Origin of the sequence: Arcobacter vandammei, from assembly GCF_016106035.1 — a bacterium.
Taxonomy (GTDB): domain Bacteria; phylum Campylobacterota; class Campylobacteria; order Campylobacterales; family Arcobacteraceae; genus Aliarcobacter; species Aliarcobacter vandammei.
In genome coordinates this window covers 122,751-147,273 of the sequence record NZ_JADKPZ010000001.1, presented here as the reverse complement: position 1 = coordinate 147,273, position 24,523 = coordinate 122,751, and the positions used below count along the sequence as shown (strand labels likewise).

General features: G+C 27.7%; 27 protein-coding genes and 1 riboswitch. Of the genes, 11 read left to right on the top strand and 16 right to left on the bottom strand.

The window, feature by feature from the left end:
- Nucleotides 1–2: 2 nt before the first annotated feature.
- The 4 genes from IQC44_RS00805 (at nucleotide 3) to IQC44_RS00790 (ending at nucleotide 3,513) form a co-directional block, all read left to right on the top strand.
- A complete protein-coding gene (locus IQC44_RS00805; protein WP_198304294.1) occupies nucleotides 3–1,253 on the top strand; it encodes an adenylosuccinate synthase in 1,251 nt (416 codons plus the stop codon).
- A 2-nt stretch (nucleotides 1,254–1,255) separates the two neighbouring features.
- Complete coding sequence (locus tag IQC44_RS00800; RefSeq protein WP_198304293.1) at nucleotides 1,256–1,807, top strand: DUF507 family protein; 552 nt, start codon at nucleotides 1,256–1,258, stop codon at nucleotides 1,805–1,807.
- The gene (locus IQC44_RS00795; protein WP_198304292.1) at nucleotides 1,807–2,901 is read left to right on the top strand and encodes a carbamoyl phosphate synthase small subunit; all 1,095 of its coding nucleotides are present in this window, start codon (nucleotides 1,807–1,809) and stop codon (nucleotides 2,899–2,901) included. Before IQC44_RS00800 ends, IQC44_RS00795 begins: the two co-directional genes overlap by 1 nt.
- Nucleotides 2,902–3,018: 117 nt before the next feature.
- The gene (locus IQC44_RS00790; protein ID WP_198304291.1) at nucleotides 3,019–3,513 is read left to right on the top strand and encodes a hypothetical protein; all 495 of its coding nucleotides are present in this window, start codon (nucleotides 3,019–3,021) and stop codon (nucleotides 3,511–3,513) included.
- A 6-nt stretch (nucleotides 3,514–3,519) separates the two neighbouring features.
- On the opposite strand, the gene IQC44_RS00785 is transcribed toward IQC44_RS00790, so the two are convergent.
- From IQC44_RS00785 to luxS, 3 genes are read right to left on the bottom strand one after another with little or no spacing between them, the layout of a single operon-like run.
- Nucleotides 3,520–4,332, bottom strand: a complete 813-nt coding sequence (locus IQC44_RS00785) for a D-alanyl-D-alanine carboxypeptidase family protein (RefSeq protein ID WP_198304290.1) — start codon at nucleotides 4,330–4,332, stop codon at nucleotides 3,520–3,522.
- Between the two features lie 47 nt (nucleotides 4,333–4,379).
- A complete protein-coding gene (locus IQC44_RS00780) occupies nucleotides 4,380–5,147 on the bottom strand; it encodes a tRNA (5-methylaminomethyl-2-thiouridine)(34)-methyltransferase MnmD (RefSeq protein WP_198304289.1) in 768 nt (255 codons plus the stop codon).
- A 3-nt stretch (nucleotides 5,148–5,150) separates the two neighbouring features.
- The gene (gene luxS, locus IQC44_RS00775; RefSeq protein WP_198304288.1) at nucleotides 5,151–5,666 is read right to left on the bottom strand and encodes an S-ribosylhomocysteine lyase; all 516 of its coding nucleotides are present in this window, start codon (nucleotides 5,664–5,666) and stop codon (nucleotides 5,151–5,153) included.
- 143 nt (nucleotides 5,667–5,809) lie between these two features.
- On the opposite strand from luxS, the gene IQC44_RS00770 reads away from it, so the two are divergent.
- The 4 genes from IQC44_RS00770 to IQC44_RS00755 are packed head-to-tail and all read left to right on the top strand — an operon-like array spanning nucleotide 5,810 to nucleotide 9,149.
- Nucleotides 5,810–6,925 carry an MlaE family ABC transporter permease gene (locus IQC44_RS00770; protein ID WP_198304287.1) on the top strand — a complete coding sequence of 372 codons (1,116 nt, stop codon included), beginning with the start codon at nucleotides 5,810–5,812 and terminating at the stop codon, nucleotides 6,923–6,925.
- 1 nt (nucleotide 6,926) lies between these two features.
- On the top strand, nucleotides 6,927–7,664 hold the full coding sequence (locus IQC44_RS00765) for an ABC transporter ATP-binding protein (protein ID WP_198304286.1): 738 nt from the start codon (nucleotides 6,927–6,929) through the stop codon (nucleotides 7,662–7,664).
- The gene (locus IQC44_RS00760) at nucleotides 7,664–8,578 is read left to right on the top strand and encodes an MlaD family protein (RefSeq protein WP_198304285.1); all 915 of its coding nucleotides are present in this window, start codon (nucleotides 7,664–7,666) and stop codon (nucleotides 8,576–8,578) included. The genes IQC44_RS00765 and IQC44_RS00760 overlap by 1 nt, the downstream gene beginning before the upstream one ends.
- Entirely contained in the window at nucleotides 8,568–9,149 is a 582-nt protein-coding gene (locus IQC44_RS00755; RefSeq protein ID WP_198304284.1) for an ABC-type transport auxiliary lipoprotein family protein, read from the top strand. Before IQC44_RS00760 ends, IQC44_RS00755 begins: the two co-directional genes overlap by 11 nt.
- Nucleotides 9,150–9,203: 54 nt before the next feature.
- On the opposite strand, the gene IQC44_RS00750 is transcribed toward IQC44_RS00755, so the two are convergent.
- The 3 genes from IQC44_RS00750 to IQC44_RS00740 form a co-directional block, all read right to left on the bottom strand.
- Complete coding sequence (locus tag IQC44_RS00750; protein WP_198304283.1) at nucleotides 9,204–10,238, bottom strand: AbrB family transcriptional regulator; 1,035 nt, start codon at nucleotides 10,236–10,238, stop codon at nucleotides 9,204–9,206.
- Nucleotides 10,235–10,876 carry an HAD family hydrolase gene (locus IQC44_RS00745; RefSeq protein WP_198304358.1) on the bottom strand — a complete coding sequence of 214 codons (642 nt, stop codon included), beginning with the start codon at nucleotides 10,874–10,876 and terminating at the stop codon, nucleotides 10,235–10,237. Before IQC44_RS00745 ends, IQC44_RS00750 begins: the two co-directional genes overlap by 4 nt.
- A gap of 178 nt (nucleotides 10,877–11,054) precedes the next feature.
- Nucleotides 11,055–12,557 (bottom strand): peptide-binding protein, encoded by a 1,503-nt coding sequence (locus tag IQC44_RS00740; protein WP_198304282.1) that lies wholly within the window; start codon nucleotides 12,555–12,557, stop codon nucleotides 11,055–11,057.
- Between the two features lie 72 nt (nucleotides 12,558–12,629).
- Nucleotides 12,630–12,727, top strand: a riboswitch (TPP riboswitch).
- 97 nt (nucleotides 12,728–12,824) lie between these two features.
- On the opposite strand from IQC44_RS00740, the gene thiD reads away from it, so the two are divergent.
- Together thiD and tenA are read left to right on the top strand one after the other, a co-directional pair.
- Nucleotides 12,825–13,631, top strand: a complete 807-nt coding sequence (gene thiD / locus IQC44_RS00735; RefSeq protein ID WP_198304281.1) for a bifunctional hydroxymethylpyrimidine kinase/phosphomethylpyrimidine kinase — start codon at nucleotides 12,825–12,827, stop codon at nucleotides 13,629–13,631.
- A 1-nt stretch (nucleotide 13,632) separates the two neighbouring features.
- Nucleotides 13,633–14,310: a thiaminase II gene (tenA, locus tag IQC44_RS00730; RefSeq protein WP_198304280.1), complete on the top strand. Its 678-nt coding sequence runs from the start codon at nucleotides 13,633–13,635 to the stop codon at nucleotides 14,308–14,310.
- Between the two features lie 33 nt (nucleotides 14,311–14,343).
- Here the strand turns inward: tenA and IQC44_RS00725 are convergent, their stop codons facing one another.
- Genes IQC44_RS00725 through IQC44_RS00705 form a run of 5 tightly spaced genes read right to left on the bottom strand, consistent with a single transcriptional unit; the run spans nucleotide 14,344 to nucleotide 19,683 of the window.
- The gene (locus tag IQC44_RS00725; protein ID WP_198304279.1) at nucleotides 14,344–14,820 is read right to left on the bottom strand and encodes a phosphatidylglycerophosphatase A family protein; all 477 of its coding nucleotides are present in this window, start codon (nucleotides 14,818–14,820) and stop codon (nucleotides 14,344–14,346) included.
- Nucleotides 14,820–15,710 carry a response regulator gene (locus IQC44_RS00720; protein ID WP_198304278.1) on the bottom strand — a complete coding sequence of 297 codons (891 nt, stop codon included), beginning with the start codon at nucleotides 15,708–15,710 and terminating at the stop codon, nucleotides 14,820–14,822. Before IQC44_RS00720 ends, IQC44_RS00725 begins: the two co-directional genes overlap by 1 nt.
- Nucleotides 15,707–16,831: a bifunctional 2-C-methyl-D-erythritol 4-phosphate cytidylyltransferase/2-C-methyl-D-erythritol 2,4-cyclodiphosphate synthase gene (locus IQC44_RS00715; RefSeq protein ID WP_198304277.1), complete on the bottom strand. Its 1,125-nt coding sequence runs from the start codon at nucleotides 16,829–16,831 to the stop codon at nucleotides 15,707–15,709. The genes IQC44_RS00720 and IQC44_RS00715 overlap by 4 nt, the downstream gene beginning before the upstream one ends.
- Nucleotides 16,832–16,888: 57 nt before the next feature.
- A complete protein-coding gene (locus tag IQC44_RS00710; protein WP_198304276.1) occupies nucleotides 16,889–17,710 on the bottom strand; it encodes an HDOD domain-containing protein in 822 nt (273 codons plus the stop codon).
- 8 nt (nucleotides 17,711–17,718) lie between these two features.
- Nucleotides 17,719–19,683 carry a hypothetical protein gene (locus tag IQC44_RS00705; protein ID WP_198304275.1) on the bottom strand — a complete coding sequence of 655 codons (1,965 nt, stop codon included), beginning with the start codon at nucleotides 19,681–19,683 and terminating at the stop codon, nucleotides 17,719–17,721.
- 179 nt (nucleotides 19,684–19,862) lie between these two features.
- Here IQC44_RS00705 and IQC44_RS00700 point away from each other — a divergent pair, with 179 nt between their 5' ends.
- The gene (locus tag IQC44_RS00700) at nucleotides 19,863–21,035 is read left to right on the top strand and encodes an Mrp/NBP35 family ATP-binding protein (protein ID WP_198304274.1); all 1,173 of its coding nucleotides are present in this window, start codon (nucleotides 19,863–19,865) and stop codon (nucleotides 21,033–21,035) included.
- A 66-nt stretch (nucleotides 21,036–21,101) separates the two neighbouring features.
- Here the strand turns inward: IQC44_RS00700 and IQC44_RS00695 are convergent, their stop codons facing one another.
- The 5 genes from IQC44_RS00695 to IQC44_RS00675 all read right to left on the bottom strand — a co-directional run bounded on the left by IQC44_RS00695 (nucleotide 21,102) and on the right by IQC44_RS00675 (nucleotide 24,519).
- Entirely contained in the window at nucleotides 21,102–21,359 is a 258-nt protein-coding gene (locus tag IQC44_RS00695) for a hypothetical protein (RefSeq protein WP_026804899.1), read from the bottom strand.
- An 89-nt stretch (nucleotides 21,360–21,448) separates the two neighbouring features.
- Complete coding sequence (hisIE, locus tag IQC44_RS00690) at nucleotides 21,449–22,129, bottom strand: bifunctional phosphoribosyl-AMP cyclohydrolase/phosphoribosyl-ATP diphosphatase HisIE (protein WP_198304273.1); 681 nt, start codon at nucleotides 22,127–22,129, stop codon at nucleotides 21,449–21,451.
- A 130-nt stretch (nucleotides 22,130–22,259) separates the two neighbouring features.
- Nucleotides 22,260–22,454, bottom strand: coding sequence for a hypothetical protein (locus IQC44_RS00685; RefSeq protein ID WP_198304272.1), 195 nt, complete (start codon nucleotides 22,452–22,454; stop codon nucleotides 22,260–22,262).
- A 25-nt stretch (nucleotides 22,455–22,479) separates the two neighbouring features.
- Complete coding sequence (locus IQC44_RS00680; protein ID WP_198304271.1) at nucleotides 22,480–23,562, bottom strand: prohibitin family protein; 1,083 nt, start codon at nucleotides 23,560–23,562, stop codon at nucleotides 22,480–22,482.
- Nucleotides 23,563–23,598: 36 nt separating this feature from the next.
- Nucleotides 23,599–24,519 (bottom strand): branched-chain amino acid transaminase, encoded by a 921-nt coding sequence (locus IQC44_RS00675; protein ID WP_198304270.1) that lies wholly within the window; start codon nucleotides 24,517–24,519, stop codon nucleotides 23,599–23,601.
- Nucleotides 24,520–24,523 lie beyond the last annotated feature (4 nt).

Sequence of the window (24,523 nt, the reverse complement as noted above, 5' to 3'; positions counted from 1 at the left end):
AGATGAAAGCAGATGTAATTGTAGGAATTCAATGGGGAGATGAAGGAAAGGGTAAGATAGTTGATATGCTTGCTCAAAAGTATGATATGGTATGTAGAAGCCAAGGTGGACACAATGCTGGGCATACAATTTGGGTTGATGGAGTAAGATATGCATTACAATTAATTCCTTCAGGAATTTTGAATAAGAAAGCTGTAAATATTATTGGAAATGGAGTTGTTGTATCTCCAGAAAATATTATTAAAGAGATGAATCAATTTGATAATCTTGAAGGAAGATTATATATTTCTGATAAAGCTCATTTAAACTTACCATTTCATGCATTAATTGATCAAGCTAAAGAGAGACTAAAAGGTGATCAAGCTATTGGAACAACAGGAAAAGGAATAGGACCAACATATTCTGAGAAAGCAAGTCGTAGTGGATTTAGAGCAGGAGAGTTGTTAAATCCTTCAAAACTTTGTAATGATATTTTAAGCTATTTTGAACAAAATAGAGCAATTTTTGATGTATTAGAGATAAAAACACCAAATAAATCTGAACTTTTAGCAGAACTTGAAGAATACAAAGCAAAATTAGGAAGTTTTATAACTAATACTACAAATATGGTTTGGAAAGCTCTTGAAGATGAAAAAAGAGTTCTTCTTGAAGGTGCTCAAGGAACGCTACTTGATATTGACCACGGAACTTATCCTTATGTTACAAGTTCTAGCACAGTAAGTGGAGGTGCTTGTACAGGACTTGGACTTAATCCAAAAGATATAGGTGAAGTTATAGGAATTGTAAAAGCATATTGTACAAGAGTTGGAAATGGTCCATTTCCAAGTGAAGATTTCACTGATTATGGAAAAACAATGGGTGAAGTTGGAAAAGAGTTTGGAACAGTAACTGGTAGAAAAAGAAGATGCGGTTGGTTTGATGCTGTTGCTGTTAGATATGCAAGTAGATTAAATGGTTGTGATAAATTAGCTTTAATGAAACTCGATGTTTTAGATGGTTTTGATAAGATTAAAGTTTGTGTATCATATATGTACAATGGAGAAAAAATCTCTTATATGCCATCTGATATGACAAATGTAGAAGCAGTTTATGAAGAAATAACTGGTTGGGATAGTGTTGTGGGAGTAAGAAACTACGATGATTTACCAATAAACGCAAAAAAATTTATAGAAAAAATTGAAGAAGTAACAAATGTAAAAGTTGGAATAATTTCAACTTCACCTGAGAGAGATGATACTATTATAAGAGGCTAAGCATGAGATTAAAATTACACCATACACCATATGTTTCAAGAAGAATAACAAGAGATTTAATCTCTTGTGAATTTGTTGAAGTAAGAAAAGATAAGGCTAGTATAGAAGAGCAAGTTGAAAGAATTTTAGATGAAGATATAGAAAAAGAACATTTACTTGATGAGAAAGTTCAAGAGATTTTAGATGCACAAGAAGAAGAGATTGAGTATTTAAATGCTGATAGAAGACAACTTTTTTGGATGACAAAAAAAAGACTTGCAAATGATTTTGGAGTTATCTTAAACAATGAAGATAGATTCTCTGATATTGCTCACAAAATATTAGATTATCTATGGGAGGAGGATTATATACATTTTACTTGTTCAGATAACCAAATAAAGAATGTAATATTTGGTTCTTTGGATGATTTTATTAAAGGGTTTGAAAAAGCAGATAGTGAGGTTTTAGCTAAACTTAGAAACTATAAGAGAAAACTAATTCCAGGAACTGAGGACTATGATTTGGTGTATCATAGACTTTATGAAGAAGAGTTAATAAAAAGAGGATTAATTTAATGCAAAAAGTATATATTTATTTAGAAAATGGGACATTTTTAGAAGGATGCTCTTTTGGTGCAAATAAAACTGCAATAGGAAAATTAGTTTATAACAATGCGACATTCGGTTATCAAGAAGTAATCACAGATCCAAGCAATGCAGGTCTTTTTATAAATTTTATGGCTGTAGAAATTGGAAATAGTGGAACAAATAAAAATGATATGGAGAGTTCAAAAGCATATACCTCTGGTGTAATTGTAAGAAATTATCATGATGCTTATTCAAACTATAGAGCAGAAATGAGTTTAGCAGATTTTTTAAAATCTGAAAATGTAATGGGAATTTGTGATATAGATACAAGATTTTTAACAAAAATAGCTAGAGATGAAGGAAGTATGATGATGATTGCTTCAACAGAAATTTCTAGTAAAGAAGAGTTAGCAAAGCTTTTAAAAGATGCAAAAAAATATGATGAAATTAATTTTATAGAAGATAGTTCTACAAAAGATAGTTATATTCATAAATCTGGTGCTTGGGATATGGATTTAAATGACTTTAGAAAAGCTAGTATGAGCGATAAAAAAGTTGTAGTTTATGATTTTGGAGCTAAAAAATCTTTTTTAAATGAACTTGTTGAATCTGGTCTTGAAGTTGAAGTTATTCCATTTAATACAAAAGCTGAAGATATAATAGAAAAATATAAATCAAATAAAATTGGTGGAGTAGTTTTAAGTAGTGGTGCTGGAAATCCAAATCTTTACAAAAATGAAGTAGAAAATATAAGAAAACTAGTTTCTGCAAATCTTCCAATTCTTGCTGTTGGATTAGGACACTATCTTTTAGCACTTGCTAATGGTGCTAAAATAGAGAAAATAAACTCTATTAAATCAGGAAGTCATCCAATAAAAGGTGAAAAAGCAGTTGAACTTTACTCTTTAAATACACAATATGCTGTAAAAGACTTTGAAAGCTTTGCAAATAGTACTTACACAAATGTATTTACAAATAATACAGTTGCTTTAAAATATAAAAATAACGATATTTTAAGCAGTGAATTTACACCTATTTCAAACTCACCAATCTATAAAGAATTTTCTTCTTTAGTAAAATAGATTATGTAAAATCATCTTTTGATGGTTTTACTACAAAAAATAATCCTATAAAATGACTTTAACAATAATTTTACTAAAGTAAGATAAAATATCTATATAATTTATATTAGGAAAAATATGAGAGAAAAAAGTTTTTTTAACAAAATATTAAACTATGTTTATAATACATCAAAACAACCTATTTTATTAAAAGATATGTTAGTTGCTTCTACACAATTTAGCAATGGAATGGAAGTAGATAGCTCAAGATTAGGATTTAGATTAAGACTAACTAGAGCTTATATTGTATATATCAATTTGGTCTTGGCAATTATTGTTCCTATCTCTTTTTTAACACATAAATCTTTGGCAAATATAGATGCACATATTTCAATAATTGGGGCTATGATAATAACAGCACTAATTTTTATGGGCTTTAATTATTTTATGGCTTTATTAAAATATAGTATGACAAAAATGACTATTAAAAAGGCTTGGAGTTTACATTTCCCATTTTTTTCTTATGAAGAGTACAATTTACAAGTAAATAAATTTTTTCAAAGTGCAATGAGAGAAGAGATTTCTAAAAGAGATTTACAAAAGTATATTTTAGATAGATTAGCCAAATTATAGGCTAAACTATTTTTTATTTAAAACTGTATCCAAAGCTAATTTTGTATTTTCCCATCTATTTTGAGAATTTAACATAACAAGTAAAATATCTTTTTTACCATCTTTTGCTCTTGCAATTAAGCAAGGTCCAGCTTTACTTGTATAACCTGTTTTTACACCTACCATATATTTTTCTTTAGGAAGTAATTTATTACTTGTATGAGCTTTATAAACTCTATTTGTGTTAATAGCTTTAAACGAGTAATTCTCTTTTTTTACAATGTTATTAAAAGTTTTATTTTTTATTGAATATTCTGTAAGTTTTAATAAATCACTAGCCGTACTTTTATGGTTTGGAGCATCAAATCCACAAGGATTTTGGAAATTTGTATTTTTCATACCTAAAAGTTTTGCTTTTTTATTCATCATATTTACAAAAGTTTGTTTGTTTCCATTTCCTAAATATATTGCTATTGCATTTGCAGCATCATTTGCTGATTTTATCATGGCGGCATTTACCAAATCTCTTAGATAAAACTTTTCTCCAACTCTAAAATTTAGAATTGTAGGCTCTACATTTTTCATCTCTTTTGTAATAGTTACAACACTATTCATTTTACCACTTTCAATTGCAATTATTGATGTCATAATTTTTGTAAGACTTGCAGGTCTAACACTCTGATTTGCATCTTTTTGGAAAATCAACTGTTTTTTTGTTAAATCTTTTACGATAATTGAGTCTAAATCTTTTTCAATTTTCTGAAAAATTTGCTTATCTGTATATGAAAATGCGAAAACTGGTAAAATAAGTAAAAATACAAGAGATTTTAATAATTTCATTTAGAGCCTTATTATGATATTTTCTGTAATTATATAATAAAAAGCATTTATTTATCATATAGTGCAATGGCATTTTGGTTTCTTAGTTTCTTTAACTCCATATCAATATATTTTCCAATTATCTCCTGTTTATCTTTAAAAGCTAAAGTTATTTTTCTTTTTGTTGGTCTTGTTTCATAGATAAAAAATCCCGCTTCATACATAGAAAGCCTTATGTTTGTGGATATTGCATAAGTTGTTATAATTGAATCTTTTTTAGAAATATTAAAAATATCACTAAAATACTCTTTTGTCCAAAGTTCAAAATTTACATCACTTGAAAATGCATCTTGATAAACTATATCGAAAAAATTCTCTTGAAAACTTCTAATATACTCTCTTGCATCTCCAACAAAAATCTCTATTTTTATATTTTCATCTTCATATTTTTGATTGTTTGAAATAGCATTTACAATATTTCTAAAGTTTTTTATCTCTTCAAACTCTTTTGGATATCTGAAATCTTTTAAAGATTTAACTAAATCAAAATCAAGTTCAGGTGAAAAAATATTTACTTTTATATCTGAAAAGTTTTTTGAAATATAGTAAAGAGTTGCAAAGGTGTTGTATCCAATCCCAAAACAAATATCCAAAATATTTAACTCTTTTTTGTTGTTTTTAAAAGTAAAAGCAGGAATTATATGTTTATTTAAAGCTTCACTAAGGCTTCCATCTTCTGTGTTGTGAAAGTGTTGATTATATTTTTTTGAGAAAAGTGTGTGGCTACCATCAGCTGTAGTAACCACTTCATCTTTTTCATCTTTTAGAGTTTGCAAAAATTAGTTCCCTAAACTTTTAAGTTTTTCATCACTTAAAAATAGTTTTTCATTTGACATAACACCAATATTTGAGTCTAAAATATCTTGTGCAATTCCTTTTGCTTCATCAAGTGAGTGCATCTCACAAGTTCCACATTGAAAAATATTTAATTCTGGAATATCACTTTGACTTTTTACATCTAACACATCTTGCATAGCTTTTCTCCAAGCAGTTGCAACATCTTCCTCTTTTGGACTACCAATTAAACTCATATAAAACCCAGTTCTACAACCCATTGGAGAAACATCTATAATCTCAACTGTGCTAGAGTTTAAATGGTCTCTAATAAATCCTGCAAAAAGGTGTTCTAAAGTGTGAGTTCCTTTTTCACTCATCATTTTTTCATTTGGTACACAAAATCTTAAATCAAAAACTGTAATAATATCACCTTTTGGAGTTTGCATAGTTTTTGCAACTCTAACTGCTGGTGCTGGCATAATAGTGTGATCTACTCTAAAACTATCTAGTAATGGCATAAAAAATCCTTTAAATAATAAATAATATATGATTATATCCAAAGATATTTTAAAGCATTAGAGTGCAAAATAGGGTAGGAATTTAAATTATTTTTACATTCTTTAGATAAGATAATATATTTAAAATATAAAAAAGAGAGATTATGAAAATAAGCAACTATATTTTAGTTGAAAACCTTGAAGATAGTTACAAAATCAAATTACAAAATATTTGGAATAAGAATACGATTATTTTTATTGAAGATGAGTTTAAAAGATTAGATATTTTAGAATCAAAAAAGCTAATTATAGATTTTCAAAACCTAAAAGAGTGCGATAGTATCGCTATGATTTATCTTATATCAAATATTAAAAAATTTAAAGAAGAAAATATTATTTTTACAAATTTCCAAAAGTATGAGCATCTATATAATTTTTATAAAAAACACTATCAAGATGAGGTTTTAAAAGATAAAAAAAATATAAATCAATTTTTAGAAAATATTGGTAAAAAAACTTATGAGATTTATAAAACAACAAAACTATTTTTAACTTTTATTGGTGAGGTTTTTTACTTTTTTATATATTCACTTTTTAATCCAAAAAAGATTAGATTTCAAGCAACTTTGAAATATATTGAAACTTCAGCTGTAAATGCACTTTTGATTGTAGCAGTTACTGCTTTTTTGGTTGGAGTTGTGATTGCTTATCAAGGAGCTGTTCAGCTTGAGAAGTTTGGAGCAAATATTTTTATAGTTGAGATGATTAGTATTACAATGTTTAGAGAAATTGCTCCACTTGTAACGGCTATTGTAATAGCTGGAAGAAGTGCAAGTTCTTACACAGCTGAAATTGGAGCTATGAAGATAACAGAAGAGGTTGATGCTATGAAAACTATGAGTTTTGAGCCAACACTTTTTTTAACCTTGCCAAGAGTTTTTGCACTAATGTTCTCTTTGCCACTTTTAGTTTTTTTTGCAGATATTATTGGGGTTATGGGTGGAATGCTAATTGCATATACTAGTTTGGATATAACTTTTATTGAGTTTATAAATAGATTGCACAATGAAGTTGCTTTAAAACATTTGCTTTTAGGAGTTTTCAAAGCACTATTTTTTGGGTTTTTTATAGCTCTTATTGGATGTTTTAGAGGTTTTCAAGTACAAAATAACACTACAAGTATTGGAAAATATACAACTATTAGTGTAGTAAATGCTATTTTTGTGGTTATTTTACTTGATGCCATTTTCTCTGTAATTTTTACTCAAATGGGAATATAAGATGGAAATTATAAAAGTATCAAATCTTCATACAGCTTTTGGAGAAAATATAGTTCACAAAGATTTGTCATTTAGTGTAAAAGAGGGTGAAATTTTTGGAGTTTTAGGTGGAAGCGGAAGTGGAAAAAGTGTACTTGTAAAGCAAATAGTAATGCTAAATCAAATCCAAAAAGGAAAAATAGAGATTTTTGGCAAAGATATATCAAATCTTGATATGAAAGAGTTAGAGAAAATAAAACTACAATTTTCATATATGTTTCAGTTTGGGGCTTTGTATTCGTTTTTAAATGTGATTGAAAATATCTCTGTGATGCTAAAAGAGTACACAACTTTGCCAACACACTTGATAGAAAAAATCGCATACACAAATTTGGATATTGTAGGACTTCCAAAACACACTGCAAAACTATATCCTAGTGAACTTAGTGGTGGAATGAAAAAAAGAGTAGCTTTAGCTAGAAGTTTGGCACTTCAACCAAAACTGCTATTTTTAGATGAGCCTACAAGTGGGTTAGATCCAGCAAGTACTCATCAAATAAATGAACTTTTATTGTATTTAAAAAAGAGTTTAAATATAACAACAGTTATAATAACTCACGATTTAGAGACAATAAAAACAGTTTTAGATAGATTTATAATCATAAAAAAAGATAAAATATTTGATGGAAATATAGAAGAAGCGATGGCTTCAAAAGATGAATTTATACAAGATTTTTTAGCACAAAGAAAGGTAAATTGATGGATACAAAAATTAATTTTTTTAAAATAGGGCTGTTTGTTAGCATAATATCTTTTTTGCTTCTGCTTGCAGTGTTTTGGCTTGGAAAATATGGCTTAGAAGATAAAAAATATGATACATATTTCATACATTTTGATGAGTCAATAACAGGTCTTAATATTGGATCATCTATCAAATACAAAGGTTTTGATGTAGGAATTGTAAAAAATATTAAAATAAATCCACAAAATATAGAGCAAATAGAAATAGAGTTACAAATTCAAAAAGGAACTCCAATAAAAGATGATAACTATGGGATTTTAGGAAATCTTGGAATTACGGGGCTTAAATATATTGAGTTAAAAGGTGGAAGTAATGAAGCAAAACTTTTGGAAGAAAATGAGGATGGTTACAAAATAATTAACTCAAAAAAATCAGCTCTTGGTGCTTTGGTTGATTCAACTGAAGATATTACAAAAGAGCTTACTATAATTTTATCTCAAATAAAAAAAGCTTTAAGCGATGAAAATGTAGAAAATTTATCTTCATTTATCTCAAAAAGTAGTAGCACTATGAGCAATATTGAAAAATTTTCACAAAATCTGGCACAAAATGAGAAGAAAATAGATGAATTGTTGTTTAAAATAAAAGATTTTACATCGGTTGGAACATCTTCATTTCTTAGTGTAAAAAGTTCTGCTGATAGTTTCAAGGAATTAACAACAAAAATGAAAGATGATTTTGATAGTGGAAAATTTGATATAAAAGAGCTTACACAAGATAGTTTGGAAAATCTAAATATAGTTTTAAGAAGTTTAGAAGATAATTTAAATCAGTCGCAAGATTTGATAAGAAACCTAAATGAAAGCCCAAGTGATTTGCTATTTAAACAAAAAAATATAAAATATGGACCAGGAGAAGAGAATGATAAATAAGATTTTAGCACAGGTTTTAATTTTTGTTTTTGCCTTTGTATTTGTAGGTTGTAGTTTTAAGCAAGAAACTATTGATATTAACCACTACTCAATAGATTTTAAAACTAAAAGTTTATTAAATAAACCAAAATATAGCTCTATTTTAATTGAAGAAGTAAATATAAACAAAAGCTTCAATCAAACAGCTATTTTTTATAGCCTAAAGCCATATTTGTTTGAAGAGTATGCAAAAAATAGATGGATAAATCTTCCTTCAAATATGATTTATAATCAGCTTTTAGATTCATTTACTTCTAGCAATATTTTTGAAAATGTTATCTCTGTTAAGCAAAAAATAAAAAGTGAATATATCTTAAAAACAGATCTTATAAAACTTTATCAAGTGTTTAAAAATGATAAATCTTATGCAGTTTTAAAACTGAAATTTGATTTAGCAAAAGATGAAAAAATTATAAAGTCTATCAATTTTGATAAAGAGATTATTTGTGATGAAAATTCTGCTTATGGTTTTGTAAAAGCTGTAAATGGTGCTTTTGAAGAGATGATTGGGGATTTATTAAAAAGTTTATAGTTAATCGTTTTTGAATTATTATAATCCAAAAACGAACTTAAATTATTTTAAAAGCTACTTCAGTTTTTTAGCAACAATAGGTGCAATATTCATCACTATAATAAGTCTTACAATATGATGTAAAGTTATATAAGGTAAATTTGAAGCCACTAAAAGAGCGATTAGGTTTATCTCTGTTTGACCGCCTGGGGCAAAACTTAGCATAATATCCAAAGCATTAAAATTCAAACTATAAAAAATAATTGCTAGAAAAACTAAGCAAATAGTAGCCAAAATCACAAAATGCCCCAAAGTAGCAAGTAGTGTTTTATAGATAGTTTTTAAGCCAACACCCCTAAAAGTAAAGCCAATAATTGTTCCAAAAACAACTTGAATAAATTTTAAAAACTCATCAGGAATAGATGTGCTTACAACCCCACTTGCATATAAAATAATACTAATAATTAGTGGACCCATCAAAAATGCAGCTGTAAGTTTGATTTTCTTTGCTAAAAATGCAAAAACTATTCCAAAAATATATAGAAACAAAAACTCTAAAATATTAATATCTTTTAAAGGCATTGTTAAAAGCTGGTTACCACTTATATCTATTTTAAAAATATATTGAATAATAAAAGGCAAAGATACAACCACAAAAAATAGCCTTGAACTTTGCATTAAAGTTATTTTTGCTGTGTTTGCTTTTAACTCATCTCCAATTATTACCATCTCAATCACACCACCTGGCATAGAGCCTAAATAAGAAGTTTTTAAATCATATTTTAAAACTTTATAGTAGTAATATGTGCCAAAAAATATAACCAAAATTGTAAATGGAATAACTAGCAATAAACTTGCTGTGTAGTTTGGAATATGTTTTAAAATCTCTGGAGTAAAGGCACTTCCAATAGCAAGTCCGATTAAAATCCTTGCTGGTGGCGAAAAAACTTTTGGGCTAATTATTGGAAGTTTTTCAAACCTTATAGCCAAAGATGTAGCAAAAATACTTCCTAAAAGCCAAGGAAGTGGAAGGTTTAAAAATATAAAAAGAATTGAGCCACAAAGCCCGACAGTTAGGGCTAGTAGCATTTTAAGTAGATTTAAACTCATAAAGATTTCAGATATTTTACAGCTTCAAGTGAGTTTTCTTTTATAATATTTGTATAAAGTTCTAGTTCCTCTTTTGTAGAGTATCCACATAAAACTCCAATAGAGTTTATATTTGCATTTTGTGCTGAAAGCATATCTAGTTTTGTATCTCCTATCATAAATGCTTTTTGCTTTTTTTCATCATAGTTTAGAGCTTTTAAAGCCTTTAAAATAGGCTCTTCATGTGGTTTTGGATTTTCCACATCTTCTCTTCCAATAATTACTTTAAAATCATCTCCTATACTAAAGTTATCTAAAATAGGAGTTGAGTAAATTCTAGTTTTTGTGGTAACCACTCCTAAAGTTGCAAAACTTGAAGCCATTTTTACAGCTTCAAAAGCATTTTCAAGCAAACTTGTTTGAGCTACTGAAATATCTCTATATCGCATTTTGTAGCTATCTACAAAATCCCAAACTACACTTCTATTTACCCCTAAATTTTCAAACATAATATCAAGTGGATAACCTATTTGTTTTTTAATATCCTCTACACTTCCTTTGAAATCAAAACTATGTTTTGAAAAAGCATGTAAAAAAGTATCTGTAATAGCATCTGTTGAATCTATTAAAGTACCATCCAAATCAAACAGTATAATCATATCTTTTGTCAATTTTTTTCCTTTTTATTAAAACAATTCATTAAAATTTATTTGAAAACTCTCTCAACAAGAGTTTACCACTTTGTGTCCCCAAAATTTAAAAAATTTTGACCCAAAGGGCAAAATTGTTTCTTTCGCATTCAAATAAATTTACTCACCTATAATCAAAAACTATTTACTATTCACTAATAATCCAATCTTTCTGATTGTGCATAATTCCTATAAATGCAGGTTCTACATTTTCTATTTTTTTGTTTATTGCAGTTATTCCATCTGGAATATACAAAAATAAATATGGTAAATCAGTAGCAATTATTTTAAAAATCTCTTTATAAATCACCGCTAATTCATCTTTATTTATAGTTCCGCTTCCCTTTTCAATTAACTCATCAACTCTTTTATTTTTATAATTTACGAGATTAAAGCCACCAAGTTTTGCACTATTGCTATGCCAAAGCGGGTAAGCATCTGGCATCAAAGCCAAAGACCAACCAAGAAGTACAGTTTCAAACTTTCGTGGAGTAACCACCGTATTTAAAAATGCTTGCCACTCCATCACTCTAATTTTCATCTCTACACCAATTTTTGCTAGTTGATACTGCAAAATTTGGGCTGTATTTACTCTTATATCGTTTCCAGTATTTGTTACAAGTTCAAAAACCAAAGGATTTTTCTCATCATAACCTGCCTCTTTTAAAAGCTTTTTGGCTTTTTTCAAATCTTGATTTATAGGTTTTACTTCATCATTATAAGCAAATGAGTTTGGCATAAAAGGACCATTGCAAACCTCTCCATATCCAAAAAATAAAATATCAACCAACTCTTGCCTATTTATTGCCAAAGATAGTGCTTGTCGAACTTTTAGATCTTGAAATTTTGGATTTTCAAGATTAAATCCCAAATATGTAAAACCAAAACTAGCCCTATTAAGAATATCAAAAGAGCTTTTAAAACTATTATCTATTTGTCTTGAAACTTGCATAGGAGTAAGCCCACCAATATCTAGTTTTTTCTGTTTTAAGTACAAAAAAGATGTATTTGGATCAGGCAAAAATTTGTATAAAATCCTATCTATCTTTGGCTTTCCATCAAAAAAATGCTCATTTGCAATTAGTTCAATATCAGCTGCTGTTTTAAACTCTTTTAACCTATATGAACCAGTTCCTATTGGGTTTTTATTAAAAGAGCTTGTCATTAAATCTTTTTCATCTTTTAAAATATGATATGGCAAAAGCCCAACCATCCAAGTCTCTAAAGCTTTGAAATAGGGCTTTTTATAGATTACTTCCACTGTAAAATCATCAAGTGCTTTTACACTTAAGACTTCGCTAAAATTTGATTTTATAGAGTTAAAAACTTTTGGGTCAATAATTTTTTCATAGGTAAAAACCACATCTTTTGAAGTAAGTCTTACTTTATCATGCCATAAAACATCATTTCTTAGATTTATGATTAGTTTTGTAGGTGTTACAAATTTATACGAAGATGCGATTTCAGTTATTACATTTCCATCTTTATCATATTTAAAAAGACCATTAAAAAGCCAATCACTAATCTCGCTACTTGCACTATCATTGGCTAAAATAGGGTTTAATCTAGCAGGACTTGAACTCATACTTAAAGTTAAAGTTGATGAGTAAACATTTAAAACGAAAAATAGGATTAAAGTTAAAATTTTCATGGGCAAATTGTATAGTTTTTTTGCAAAAAGTAGCTTTAACTTGTTTTAAGAGAAGCTTGTGCTAGAATGCCCTTTTTATTGCGGGGGAACACAAAAGTGTTGAGAAGGTAAAACCTGACCCTTTGAACCTGTTGGTTAATACCATAGTAGGAAGCTAATTTTTAAGAATTAAATTTAATTAAAAGGTGCTTTCTTTTGAAAGTGCCTTTTTTTATGCAAAATTTCTAGCAATAAAAAGTTTTTTTGATATTTAAGATTAGGAGATTTATGAAAAAAGTTTTAACAATTGCTGGTTCTGATTGTAGTGGTGGAGCTGGTATTCAAGCAGATTTAAAAACATTTTCTGCTCATGGTACATTTGGAATGAGTGTGGTTACTTCTGTTGTTGCAGAAAATACATTTAGAGTTGCAGATATTCAAGATGTAAGAGTTGATATTATAGAAAAACAGCTTATTTGTATTTTTGAAGATATTGTTCCAGATGCGATAAAAATTGGAATGCTAGGAAGTAAAGAGATTATGCAAACGGTTGCAAAGTTTTTAAAAGAGCATAAAGAAGAAGCAAAAAATATCGTAATTGACCCAGTTATGTATGCAAAAAATGGTTGTGCTTTGATGGATATTGAAAATATAAATACTTTAATTGCCCAAATAATACCACTTGCGGATGTTTTAACTCCAAATATTCCAGAAGCTGAACATATAGCTTCTATGAAAATAGAAAATGAAGAAGATGTAAAAAATGCTTGTATAAAAATCCATAAAATGGGTTGCAAAAGTGTTTTAATCAAAGGTGGACACTCAAACGGCGATGAAGCTTGTGATATTTTATATGACGGAAAAGAGTTTTATAAATACTGCACAAAAAAGATAGATACGAAAAATACTCATGGTACTGGTTGTACATATTCATCAGCAATTGCTGCAAATTTAGCTTTAGGAAAGCCTATTTTTGAAGCTTTGGAAATTTCAAAAGAGTACATAACAAATGCTATCAAATACTCTCTTGAAATTGGGAAAGGACACGGTCCTACAAACCATTTTTATAAATTTTTCAAAAATCAAGGAGAGTAAAATGTCATTTTCAAGAAGTTTAAAAGAAAAATCAATAAAAGTTTGGGAAGATGGATATAATCATCCATTTGTTCAGGAATTAGGAAAAGGTACTTTGCCTAAAGAAAAATTCAAGTTTTATTTACTACAAGATTATTTATATCTTTTAGAGTATGCAAAAGTTTTTGCAATGGCTATGACAAAAGCAGATGATGAAAAAATGCTAAGTAATCTAAGCTCAATTACAAAAGCAACTTTGGTTGATGAGATGAAAGTTCATCATTTATATATGAAAGAGTTTGGAATTAAGGAAGATGAGGTTAAAAGTGTAAAGGCTAGTTTGTTCAACCGAACTTATACAGCAAATATGCTCTCAACTGCACTAAAAGGTGATTTGCTTGATACTTTAATTACTGTTTTTCCTTGTGCTTGGACATATTGCGATTATGCAAAAAGATTAAAAGAGCAGTATAAAGATAGTTTAGAAAATAACTTCTATAAATCTTGGATAGAAACTTATGCTGGATATGATTTTGAAAACTCATTTGAGTGGTTTTATGAGGCAATTGATGAACTAGCAAAAAATAAAACAAAAGAAGAATTACAAAAAGTTGAAGAGATTTTTATTGCAAGTGTTGAGTTTGAATATATGTTTTGGGAAATGGCTTATAATATGCAATTAAGCTATGTAAAAGGTTAAAATTAAAAAAGAAGAGCAGTTTTTAGCTCTTCTTTAAATTATAAATTTCTCAATTAATTGCCAAGATAAAGCTGTACAAATACCAGCAAAAATTCCAGCAATAACATCATCTCCCATTACACCTAAACCACCTTTTACATCTCTATCAATTCTTCCAATAACTGACGGTTTATATATATCAAAAAGTCTGAAAAATATAAAAGCTAAAGGAGCTGTAATAAGTATATTTTCACTATTTATTCCACAAATACTTAAGGCTATCCACATTCCTGCTAGTTCATCTATTACAATTTCACTACTATCGTGGATACCTACTTCATTTTCATAAATATCAATTTGTTTAATTGCTATAACGGTTACTAAAAGAGATAATAAAAATAGAGTTGAAGAGTGAACAAATTCCAATAAAAAAATACCCAATATAAGAGCTACAAAGCTTCCAGCAGTTCCTGGAGCTTTTGGGCTTAGACCACTAAATCCAACTGTTATGAAAAATTTTCTAAAGCTCATTATTTCTTCTTTTCAATTTCAAGTTTTTTTCTCTTTTCCCAAAGAGATTTTCTTGAAATTCCTAATTTTTTTGATAGTTCTGTATCTGGATATTTATTTTGATAAGTGGTTACCATAAGTTTTACATAATCATTTATTGACATAATTTGAGTATTATCTAACATCTTTTTATCATTATTAAAAGTGATTTTTCTATAAGGAAAATCATCTTCAGCTTCAAGAGTTGAGATTACACAGTTTTTATCTGCAATTTGTTTGATTAGTTGGTCTTTTATATTTCTTTTTAAAACATGAAAATCTGTAAGATAGATGATTGTTTTTTCATCTAAAACTGCAAGATTTTTTTGCCAAGAGCTTGAAGATAAAGAGATAAAACTAATTGGTAAATCTAGTTTATTTGATAGCTCAAAAACCAATTTGTCCGAATAACTTTGACAATTTGTCTCTATTAATATAGGAAATGATAAAGGAAGAGTTATTGAACTTGTATCAATATCATTCATTGTAAAATTAAAATATTCTTTTAACACAGCAAGTTCTCTTCTCATACTTCTACAATCTTTATAGTGATAAATTTTTCTCACTAGCTCATCCATTAAAAATGGCTTCATAATATAATCTTTTGCACCAAGTTTAATAGGTTCAGTTACAGTTTCATCTGAGATATAAGATACTAAAAGTAATATAATAGAACTTGAAGCATATTTTTTAATAACAGCTTTGTAAATGGGAGCTGGTAAAGATGTTGATATTAAAACTGTATCATAATCTTTTGTTAAATTATCAATATTTATGCTTTCTACATAATCACAACTATGCCCGTCATCAAGAAGCCTTGATACAATTTTTTGTGCTAAATAAATCTCATTTTCAATAATTAATATATTCATTTTTCCATCCAATTATAATATTTTAAATTTGCGATACTTTGTACTGCAACCCCTTCTGCTCTTCCAATAAATCCTAGTTTTTCAGCTGTTGTTGCTTTTATATTTATAAACTGTTTTGGAAGATTTAATAGTTTTGAGATACTATTTTTTATATCTTGTTTAAAAGGGTTTATTTTTGGTTTTTGAGCAATTATTGTTAAATCAATATTTACTATTTCATAACCAACACTATATGTAAAGTTTACAATATGCTCTAAAAGTATTTTTGAATCTATCCCTTTGAATTTATCATCTGTATCAGGAAAAAACTCTCCAATATCTCCAGCTCCAATAGCTCCTAAAATAGCATCTATTAAAGAGTGAATTAAAACATCTCCATCACTATGAGCTTTAAATCCATAATCATAAGGAAGTTTAATTCCTCCTAGAAACATCTCTTTATTATCTTCAAAAGCATGAATATCAAAACCAGTTCCAACAAAGAAATTTTTTGATGGCTCTTTTAGGCAAGGAATCTGTTTTATATCCTCTACAAAAGTTAATTTTTTGCTAGAAATATCACCATTTATATACTCAATCTTATATCCACTATTTTTTAAAGCACTACTTTCATCTGTAAACTCTATGTCTGTTTTTAAGGAGTTTATTAAATGCTCTGTTAGAGATAATTGAGGTGTTTGAATTAGTTTAACTTCATCTCTATTTATTGTATTTTCTTGAAAAATAACTGTATCACTAACATTTAAAATAGGAACTATACACGATGCTTTTTCTTTGTTTACTAAAAGTTCATTAATAACTCTTTGTGGAATACAAGCTCTTGCTACATCACTTATCATTACATATTTTGTTTGTACAAGTTTGAGAGCATTTTTTATTGATTCTTGTCTGCTTTCTCCACCTTCTACATAGATATAATCATCATTGAAATTTTGCATATAATTTAGTTCATCTTTATGAGAAACAACTATAGTTTGAAAAAAATTTGAAAAGGAGTTTAGCCTAGAAGTAACATTTAACCACAAAGGTTCATCTTCTATTCTTAACCACTGTTTTTTGCAAGATTTATCAAATCTACTTGAATTTCCAGCACATAACACTACTAAAGTAACATCTAGCAATTCTATTCCTTTGGGTAAAAAAGTTACAAATTTTATCTAAATGTTACTTAATAGAACTTAAGAGCCTTGAAATATTGAAGATTTTATAGATTCAATAGCATTTAGGAATTTATCTACATCAAAATTATATAGAACAACTTTATTTAAAGCTTTTTCTATATTTTCATCACTTAATGGGTCTCTAATATCACATAAAATTTTTATAATTTGAAGTATTTGAGCTTTTGTTTTAAATGAAGCAGGACAGTTATTTATATCTGTTGCAAATGCTATAGGAAAAATTATATTATGGCTTAAATCCCATTTTTTAAATATATTAGCAGTTATTCTTGAGCAAGAGTAACCAATAAAATTTTCTTCAGTTGAGGTAATATCTTTTGTCTCTTCAAGTTCTTTTAAAAACTCTTCAGTTTTTTGTGCATCTTGGATTAAAGAAGAAATTACAAATTTACCAACTTCTTGTAAAAATGCAGGGAGTAAAAGTTCATTTTTTAAATTACTATCAATTTTCTCTACCCAAACATTTACAATATTACTAGCTAAAGAGCTAATAAATAAAAAATCATCAATAGTTGCAGCATAAACCAACAAATTGGCTTTTAAGCTGTGAGCAATGCTAGAACCAATAGCAACAGAAACCACAAATTTTGTCCCTAAAAGATTTATTGCTCTACTTAATGTATCTATTTTTGTTCTAAAACCAAACATACTTGAGTTTGCAATTTTTAAAATATTAGCAACAATCAATGGGTCTTTTTGAAGAATTTGTATTAGTTTTTTTGTATCTATACTATCTTCTTTTCTAAATTCGTTCAACTCAATTATATTAGTAGGAAGATCAGGAAGGTTATTAAGTTCTTTTATTAGTTGTAATTTCAAATGTTTCCCTAAAATATTAAATCATCATCGTCTAAATAGTAGTTTGCACTACTTTTTTTTGTTTCAACAAAAAGTTTATCTAACTTATCTTGAATAAAAATCTTTGCAAACTTAAATATTCTATTAAATCTAATTTCATTTAATTTTATAAATAAAAATACAGCACTATTTTTTGAATCTATTTTCAAAATAAAATTCTCTAATTCATATTTATTTGTAAATGGATTTATATCATTTATAAACTCAATATTTACTATATAAAAAAATACTTGTCTATTTATAATATCTTTAATAAAGTTAATATTTTGCTCTTTTGATAAATTTTTTGCAAGAAAATTATCTGTTAAGGTATCGAGTTTTATTAGATGTTTATGAAAAAACTTTTGAATAAACTTGGTTTCTATTTCATCTGGTAGTACATGAAGATATTTTATAATATTTAAATTTTGAGAACAGTAATTTTCTTCTATTAAAGAGTATTTATTTATAAACAAGCAAATTGAATATAACTCTTCAATTTTCTCATCTTTTATATGGTTTTTTGCAAATATTGATGCAATATTTAGATAAATTTTTGTCAAAATAGGGTGAAGATGAAAATCTGCATTATTTTGTATAGAGTAATTTGCTATTTTCTCCAAAAGTATAAAATCATCTTCAGTTAATATATTTTTATCTTTTACTTTTGATATATATAAGTCTAAAATTGCCAATTTAAAAAACTCTTGGTAACCATTTTTTATGCTTAGTGTATCTGTTAGAAATAGAGCTATATGTGAGTAATTGAACTCTTCAATTTCATTTGAAAAATATAAAATTCTATAAATAGTTTCTATATTTCTAATATCAATATTTTTATCATTTAAGATAAAGTCTTCTAAAACATACTTGTAATTTTGTTTTTTATCAAATGGTAAATTTGAGTTATAATTAAATACAAGCGAATTTAATAAATCATTTTTTATTACTTTTATTGATTTTGGAATTAATATATCTTCACTAATAGAGAATCTTTTGTAAAAAATGGAGATAATTTTTCTAAAAAATGGATTATTGATATATAGTATGCTATCTATATTTTCCAACTTTTTTAGCAATTTTAAAATATAAATAGCTGAATAACTTTTGAATAATAGAAATTCAAAGTTTTCATCAAACTCTTTTTCAAAGCCGAAATTATTATTAAATGCTAGTGTAAAACCATCATCTTGTCTATTAAGATAAGATAAAAATTCTATAAAAGTATTATTTAAATCATCTTTATCAATCTCTATTTTTTCTAAGTGGGTAAAGATATATAAATATCTTCCTAAAAGATTATTTATTCTACTTAGTTGAGTATTATTTAATAGAATATTATATTTAATAATATTCACACTTTCTGTTAAAACCTCCATAATATCGTGTATTGATTTATTTCTTAAAATATTAATAGAACTAATAATAGATAATTGGAAAAGAGTTTTTAATAAAATTATATAGGTATCAAAAGTAAGATTAAATAGTTTTTCATTGTTTTTAAACAGATCTTGTAATGTGCTTTCATAAAATCTAAAAAGCCTAGAGATTGCTTCTAAATCGTATTCATAATATGAATTTAAAATATTCTCATTTGAACCAATTGATATTATAAATGTTAGAACATTTATATCTTTCAAGATATAGTTACTATCATCTGTAATTAGATTTGATAATTTTTTCTCAAGATAAAGATTTATATCATATTTTAAAGTAATATTTTTAAGAAATAAATTTTTTAAATCTTCAGGCAACTCTTTTGCCTCTTTTTGTAAATTTAGTGCAAAATTTATTATGGATAGATGATTCTTATCCTTTGGACCAATAAGTTCATTTGAGCCTTCTAAAATACCATATTTCTCAATTAAGCTAGAAATTTCATAAATATGATTTTTCTCTTCAATCTCCTGTTTTGAGAAAAATATAAAATCACTACTTTGGCTATTTGTATCCAAGTTTATTCCTAAATATAAAATATGGCTATTATACCTAAAATATATTATTATAATAAATAACTATATAATAGTTTAACTATTTTTATATTATTATTGAAAAATTAACTATATTTTATTTAAGACAAAAATTATCCTATTTAAAATATAATTTTGAGAAATTAAAAGAAAAAGGAATTTTTATGAACATAGAAGAGATTAAAAAAGCACTCGAAAATGTAAAATATCCTGGTTTTTCAAAGTCAATTATTGATTTTGGATTTGTAAAAGATATTAAACTAGATGGTCTTGCCTGTACCATTGTATTAGATATTACTTCAACAGCAAAAGAGGTTGAAGATGAGTTAAGAAGAGAGATTCCAAAAGTTTTATCAAATTTGAATTTAACTCTACTTTTTAATAAACCAAAAGAGGAAGTTCAAAAAAGTAATAGTGTAAGTGGTCAAAATATTGTTCCACAAATTAAAAAAATTGTAATGGTAAGCTCTGGAAAAGGTGGAGTTGGAAAATCAACTACAACTGTAAATTTAGCAATTGCCGCTGCTATGCAAGGGAAAAGAGTTGGAGTTTTAGATGCAGATATTTATGGTCCAAATATTCCAAGAATGATGGGAGTAAATGGGGCCGAAGTTGAAGTTATTGGAAATAAAGCAAAACCGTTAAATGCTTATGGAGTAGATATTATGTCTATGGGTGTTTTAATGAAAGAGGGTGAAGCTGTTATTTGGAGAGGTGCTATGATTATGAAAGCAATTCAACAACTTCTAAGAGATATTTTATGGGAAGAGTTGGATATTTTATTTATTGATATGCCTCCTGGAACTGGTGATGCTCAATTAACTCTTGCTCAAAGTGTGCCTGTAAGTGCTGGAATAAATGTAACAACTCCACAACATGTTGCACTTGATGATAGTAGAAGAAGCTTAGATATGTTTTCAAAACTTCATATTCCAATAGCTGGAATTGTTGAAAATATGAGTGGATTTATTTGTCCATCTTGTAATGCTGAAAGCGACATTTTTGGAACTGGAACTTGTGATGATTTAGCAAATGAGTACAATACTCAAGTTTTAGCTCACCTTCCAATTGAACCAAATATAAGAAAAGGTGGAGATAGCGGAAAACCAATAGTTTATTTTGAGCCTGAATCAATAACTGCAAAAAGATATATGATGGCTGCTGATAAACTTATTTCTATGTTAGATAGTCAAGATGATGTTTCAAATGCAGATATTCAACCAATTATGCCAGCAGGGGTAAGTGCTTGTTCAACAGAAGGTCAAAAGATAAAAGCAGAACATGAAGCCAAAAAAAATAGTGGTGGATCTTGTGGAAGTGGATGTGGATGTCACTAAAGCAAAAAAGGGAAGAAAAATATTTTTCTTCCCTTTTTTAATATATAAATAGATTTTAAAATCTATTTATCCACACTTGTAATACTCTTGAAATAACTCTTCAATTTTTTCAGTAACAAGTTCTTCATGCCAATTGTGTCTTTTGGCAAATGATTTAATCTCAGTCTCTTTTTGCTCTTCATTACAGAAAAAATATAATTTTTTTACAAAAGGTTTTGGTACAGAGATTGCAATTTTTTGAAAAAAGTTCTCTTTGCATTCTGCTGAACAAAAAACTTTTGAAATAGGAATTTTTTTAGAGCAACATTGACAACTATTTGTCATAATAACTCCTTTAATTGTTTTTTAATGTTGGAATTATAACGAGTAAGTATTAAATGCAACTTAGTTGTATAAGAAAATTTAATGATTTTCTAAATTTTTCGTGAATTTTTCTCTTCAATTCCTGATATACCAAATCTTCTTGCAAGTTCTTGTTTTATTCTATCTGGGTTGATATTTTTACTTGCAAGTGCAACTAAAATATGGTATGTAACATCGGCTGCTTCGTATATTGCTTCATCTTTATTATCATCTTTTATAGCAAAACAGAACTCTCCTGCTTCTTCAACAATTTTCTTAAGCATAGAGTTTTGTTCACCATTTAAAAGTTTTGATGTATAAGATTTACTTGTATCTTCATTTTTTCTCTCAAGAATTGTATGATAAAGAGTATCAATAACTCCATAAGATAAACTAGTATCAATTTTAATATCTTCAACAATTTCATTATTAGACAAATTTGTGAAAAAACAAGTTTTTCTTCCAGTATGACAAGCAACTCCCTCTTGAGTAACTTTCAGTAAAATTGTATCATTATCACAATCAAGTAAAATATCATTTATTTTTTGTGTATGGTTTGAGCTTTCACCTTTTTTCCAAATTCTCTGTTTACTTCTACTAAAATAGTGAACAAATCCTGTTTTAAGAGTCAATTCTAATGCCTCTTTGTTCATATAACCTAGCATTAAAACTTCATTTGTTAAGCTATCTTGAGCAATTGCTGGAATTAAGCCATCTGTTTTTTGCCAATCAATTTTATTTAAATCTTGCATTAATTTATCCCTTTAAATTTTGTCTCTACATCAAATTTTAGTTTTTCAAGTTTTCCAGTCTCTTCATCAATAGCATAATCAACTCCTAATTTATAATCTGATTTAAAGTCATAGTTTTTATCTTTATATTTTATATAGGAGCATATCTACTATTTAAATTGTATTTGTGTTCATTATAATTTAGTTTTATTTCCAAAATATTAATAGTTAAAGGACTATCTTTTTTGATTTTAAAAGCGGTAGATTCTTTTGCTTTACTGTTTTGTTTTATCTCTTTTGCAAAAAAAGGACTTAATAATATAAAAAATATTAAAACTATTTTCATATTAAGTCCTTTTTATTTTAAGATACTATTTTTGGTTAATTACCGTATCTCTATTTTTATCTTTTGTATCAACCCAAATATTTGGAGTTGCACCACCAGGTGTTAGGAAAATTTTTGCATCTTTATTTTCTCTTAGAGCTTCATTGAATTTTCCTTGAACTTCAATTTGTTGCATTTGAAGAAGATGTGGAGTTAAAGATTCTGCAATCTCTTTATTTGCTTTTGCTTGAGCTTGTGCTTCAATTGTAACAGCATCAGCTTTACCTTGAGCTTCTATTCTTTTTGCTTCAGCCTCTCCACTTGCAAGTGCTGCTCTTTTTTCAGCCTCTTGTTTCGCTCTTTGAACTTCGTATCTAACTCTTTCAGCCTCTTGGTTTGCTATTTGAACTTTTTCGATTTGTTCTTTGATTTTTTCAGGAAGAACAATCTCTTTTAACTGAACAGATTCAATAATAACTGCTTGTTTTGATCTTTCAGCTACTTTCTCTTTTATCTGTCTATCAAGACTTTCAGCAACTTCATTTCTTTTCATTGGAAGAACTTCTGCATTGTATCCACCAAGAACACTTCTTGCAACTTCTCCAACAACTTGATTTACAATTTTATCTTCCCAAGATGGTCCCCAAGCTGCGATTGTTTCAGGAACACCATCAGCAATAATATTATATTGAACAGTTAATTCAATAGAAATAGGTAATCCTCTACTATCTAGTACATTTATTGCTGGGTTATTTTTGATACTTTGGTCAAAAGAACCTACACTTTGGCTACTCATATATGTTAAAAGTCTAACTTTTGTATCTACAACTATAACTTTTTGAATAACTGGAATATAAAAATGAAAACCTGGATTTAAAGGCTCTTTGTCATATTTTCCTGTTGTTGCTTTGATACCAACTTGCCCTGATTCAATAATAATAAAAGGCTTAAATAAAAACAGAGCCCCAATTATAATAATCACAACATAAAGCATTCCAGCTTTTTTCCCAAAATTTTTCATAAACTCTGGAGTTTCAAATGGTGGTTGAAAATTTCCACCTCCACCATTTCCACCGTTTGGTTTGTTTCCTTGTTGTCTATTTTTAAAATAGTCATTATCTATAGGCATAGTTCTCCTTAAAATTTTTCTCTATACTAATAAAAATTAGTTAATATATGTTAAATACTTCGTATATTTTGGATTTTTACCACTTACTACATCGAAATATGCAGATTGGATTTTTTCAGTTATTGGTCCTCTTGAACCACAACCAATTACTCTTGCATCAACTTCTCTAATTGGAGTAATTTCAGCAGCAGTTCCTGTAAAAAATGCTTCATCAGCTATATAAACTTCATCTCTTGTAATTCTTCTTCTTTCAACTTCAATTCCTAAATCTTTTGCTAGTTCAATAGCTGTTGCTTGAGTAATTGATTCTAATGAGTTATCATTTGGTGGAGATATTAATTTTCCATCTCTAACTATGAAGAAACAAGCTCCAGATGCTTCTGCGATAAATCCTTGATCATCTCTTAAAAGTGCTTCATCATATCCAGCTTCAACAGCTTCATATTTTGCCATTTGAGAGTTCATATAATTTGCAACAGATTTTGCTTTTCCCATACCTGAAGTATTTGGGCTTCTTGTAAATGAAGATATTTTTACTCTTACACCTTTTTTAAGTCCTTCTTCTCCTAAATAAGCTCCCCATTCCCAAGCAGAAATAGATACTTTTACAGGTGCATCCTTATGGTAAAGTCCCATAACTCCGTATCCTAAATATACTAATGGTCTTATATATGCACCATTTGTTAAATCATTTTTTTGTAACAATTCAACTTGAGCTTTATTTAACTCTTCAAGTGAAAAAGGAACATTCATCAAAGTCATTTTTGATGAGTTTAAAAGTCTTTGAGTGTGTTCATTTAATTTAAAAATTGCACATCTTCCATCAACAGTTTTATACGCTTTTGTCCCCTCAATAGCACCATTTCCATAGTGTAAAGTGTGTGATAATACATGCACTTTTGCTTCATTCCAAGGAGTAAACTCTCCATCCATCCAAATATATTTTGCTTCTGTCATTTTA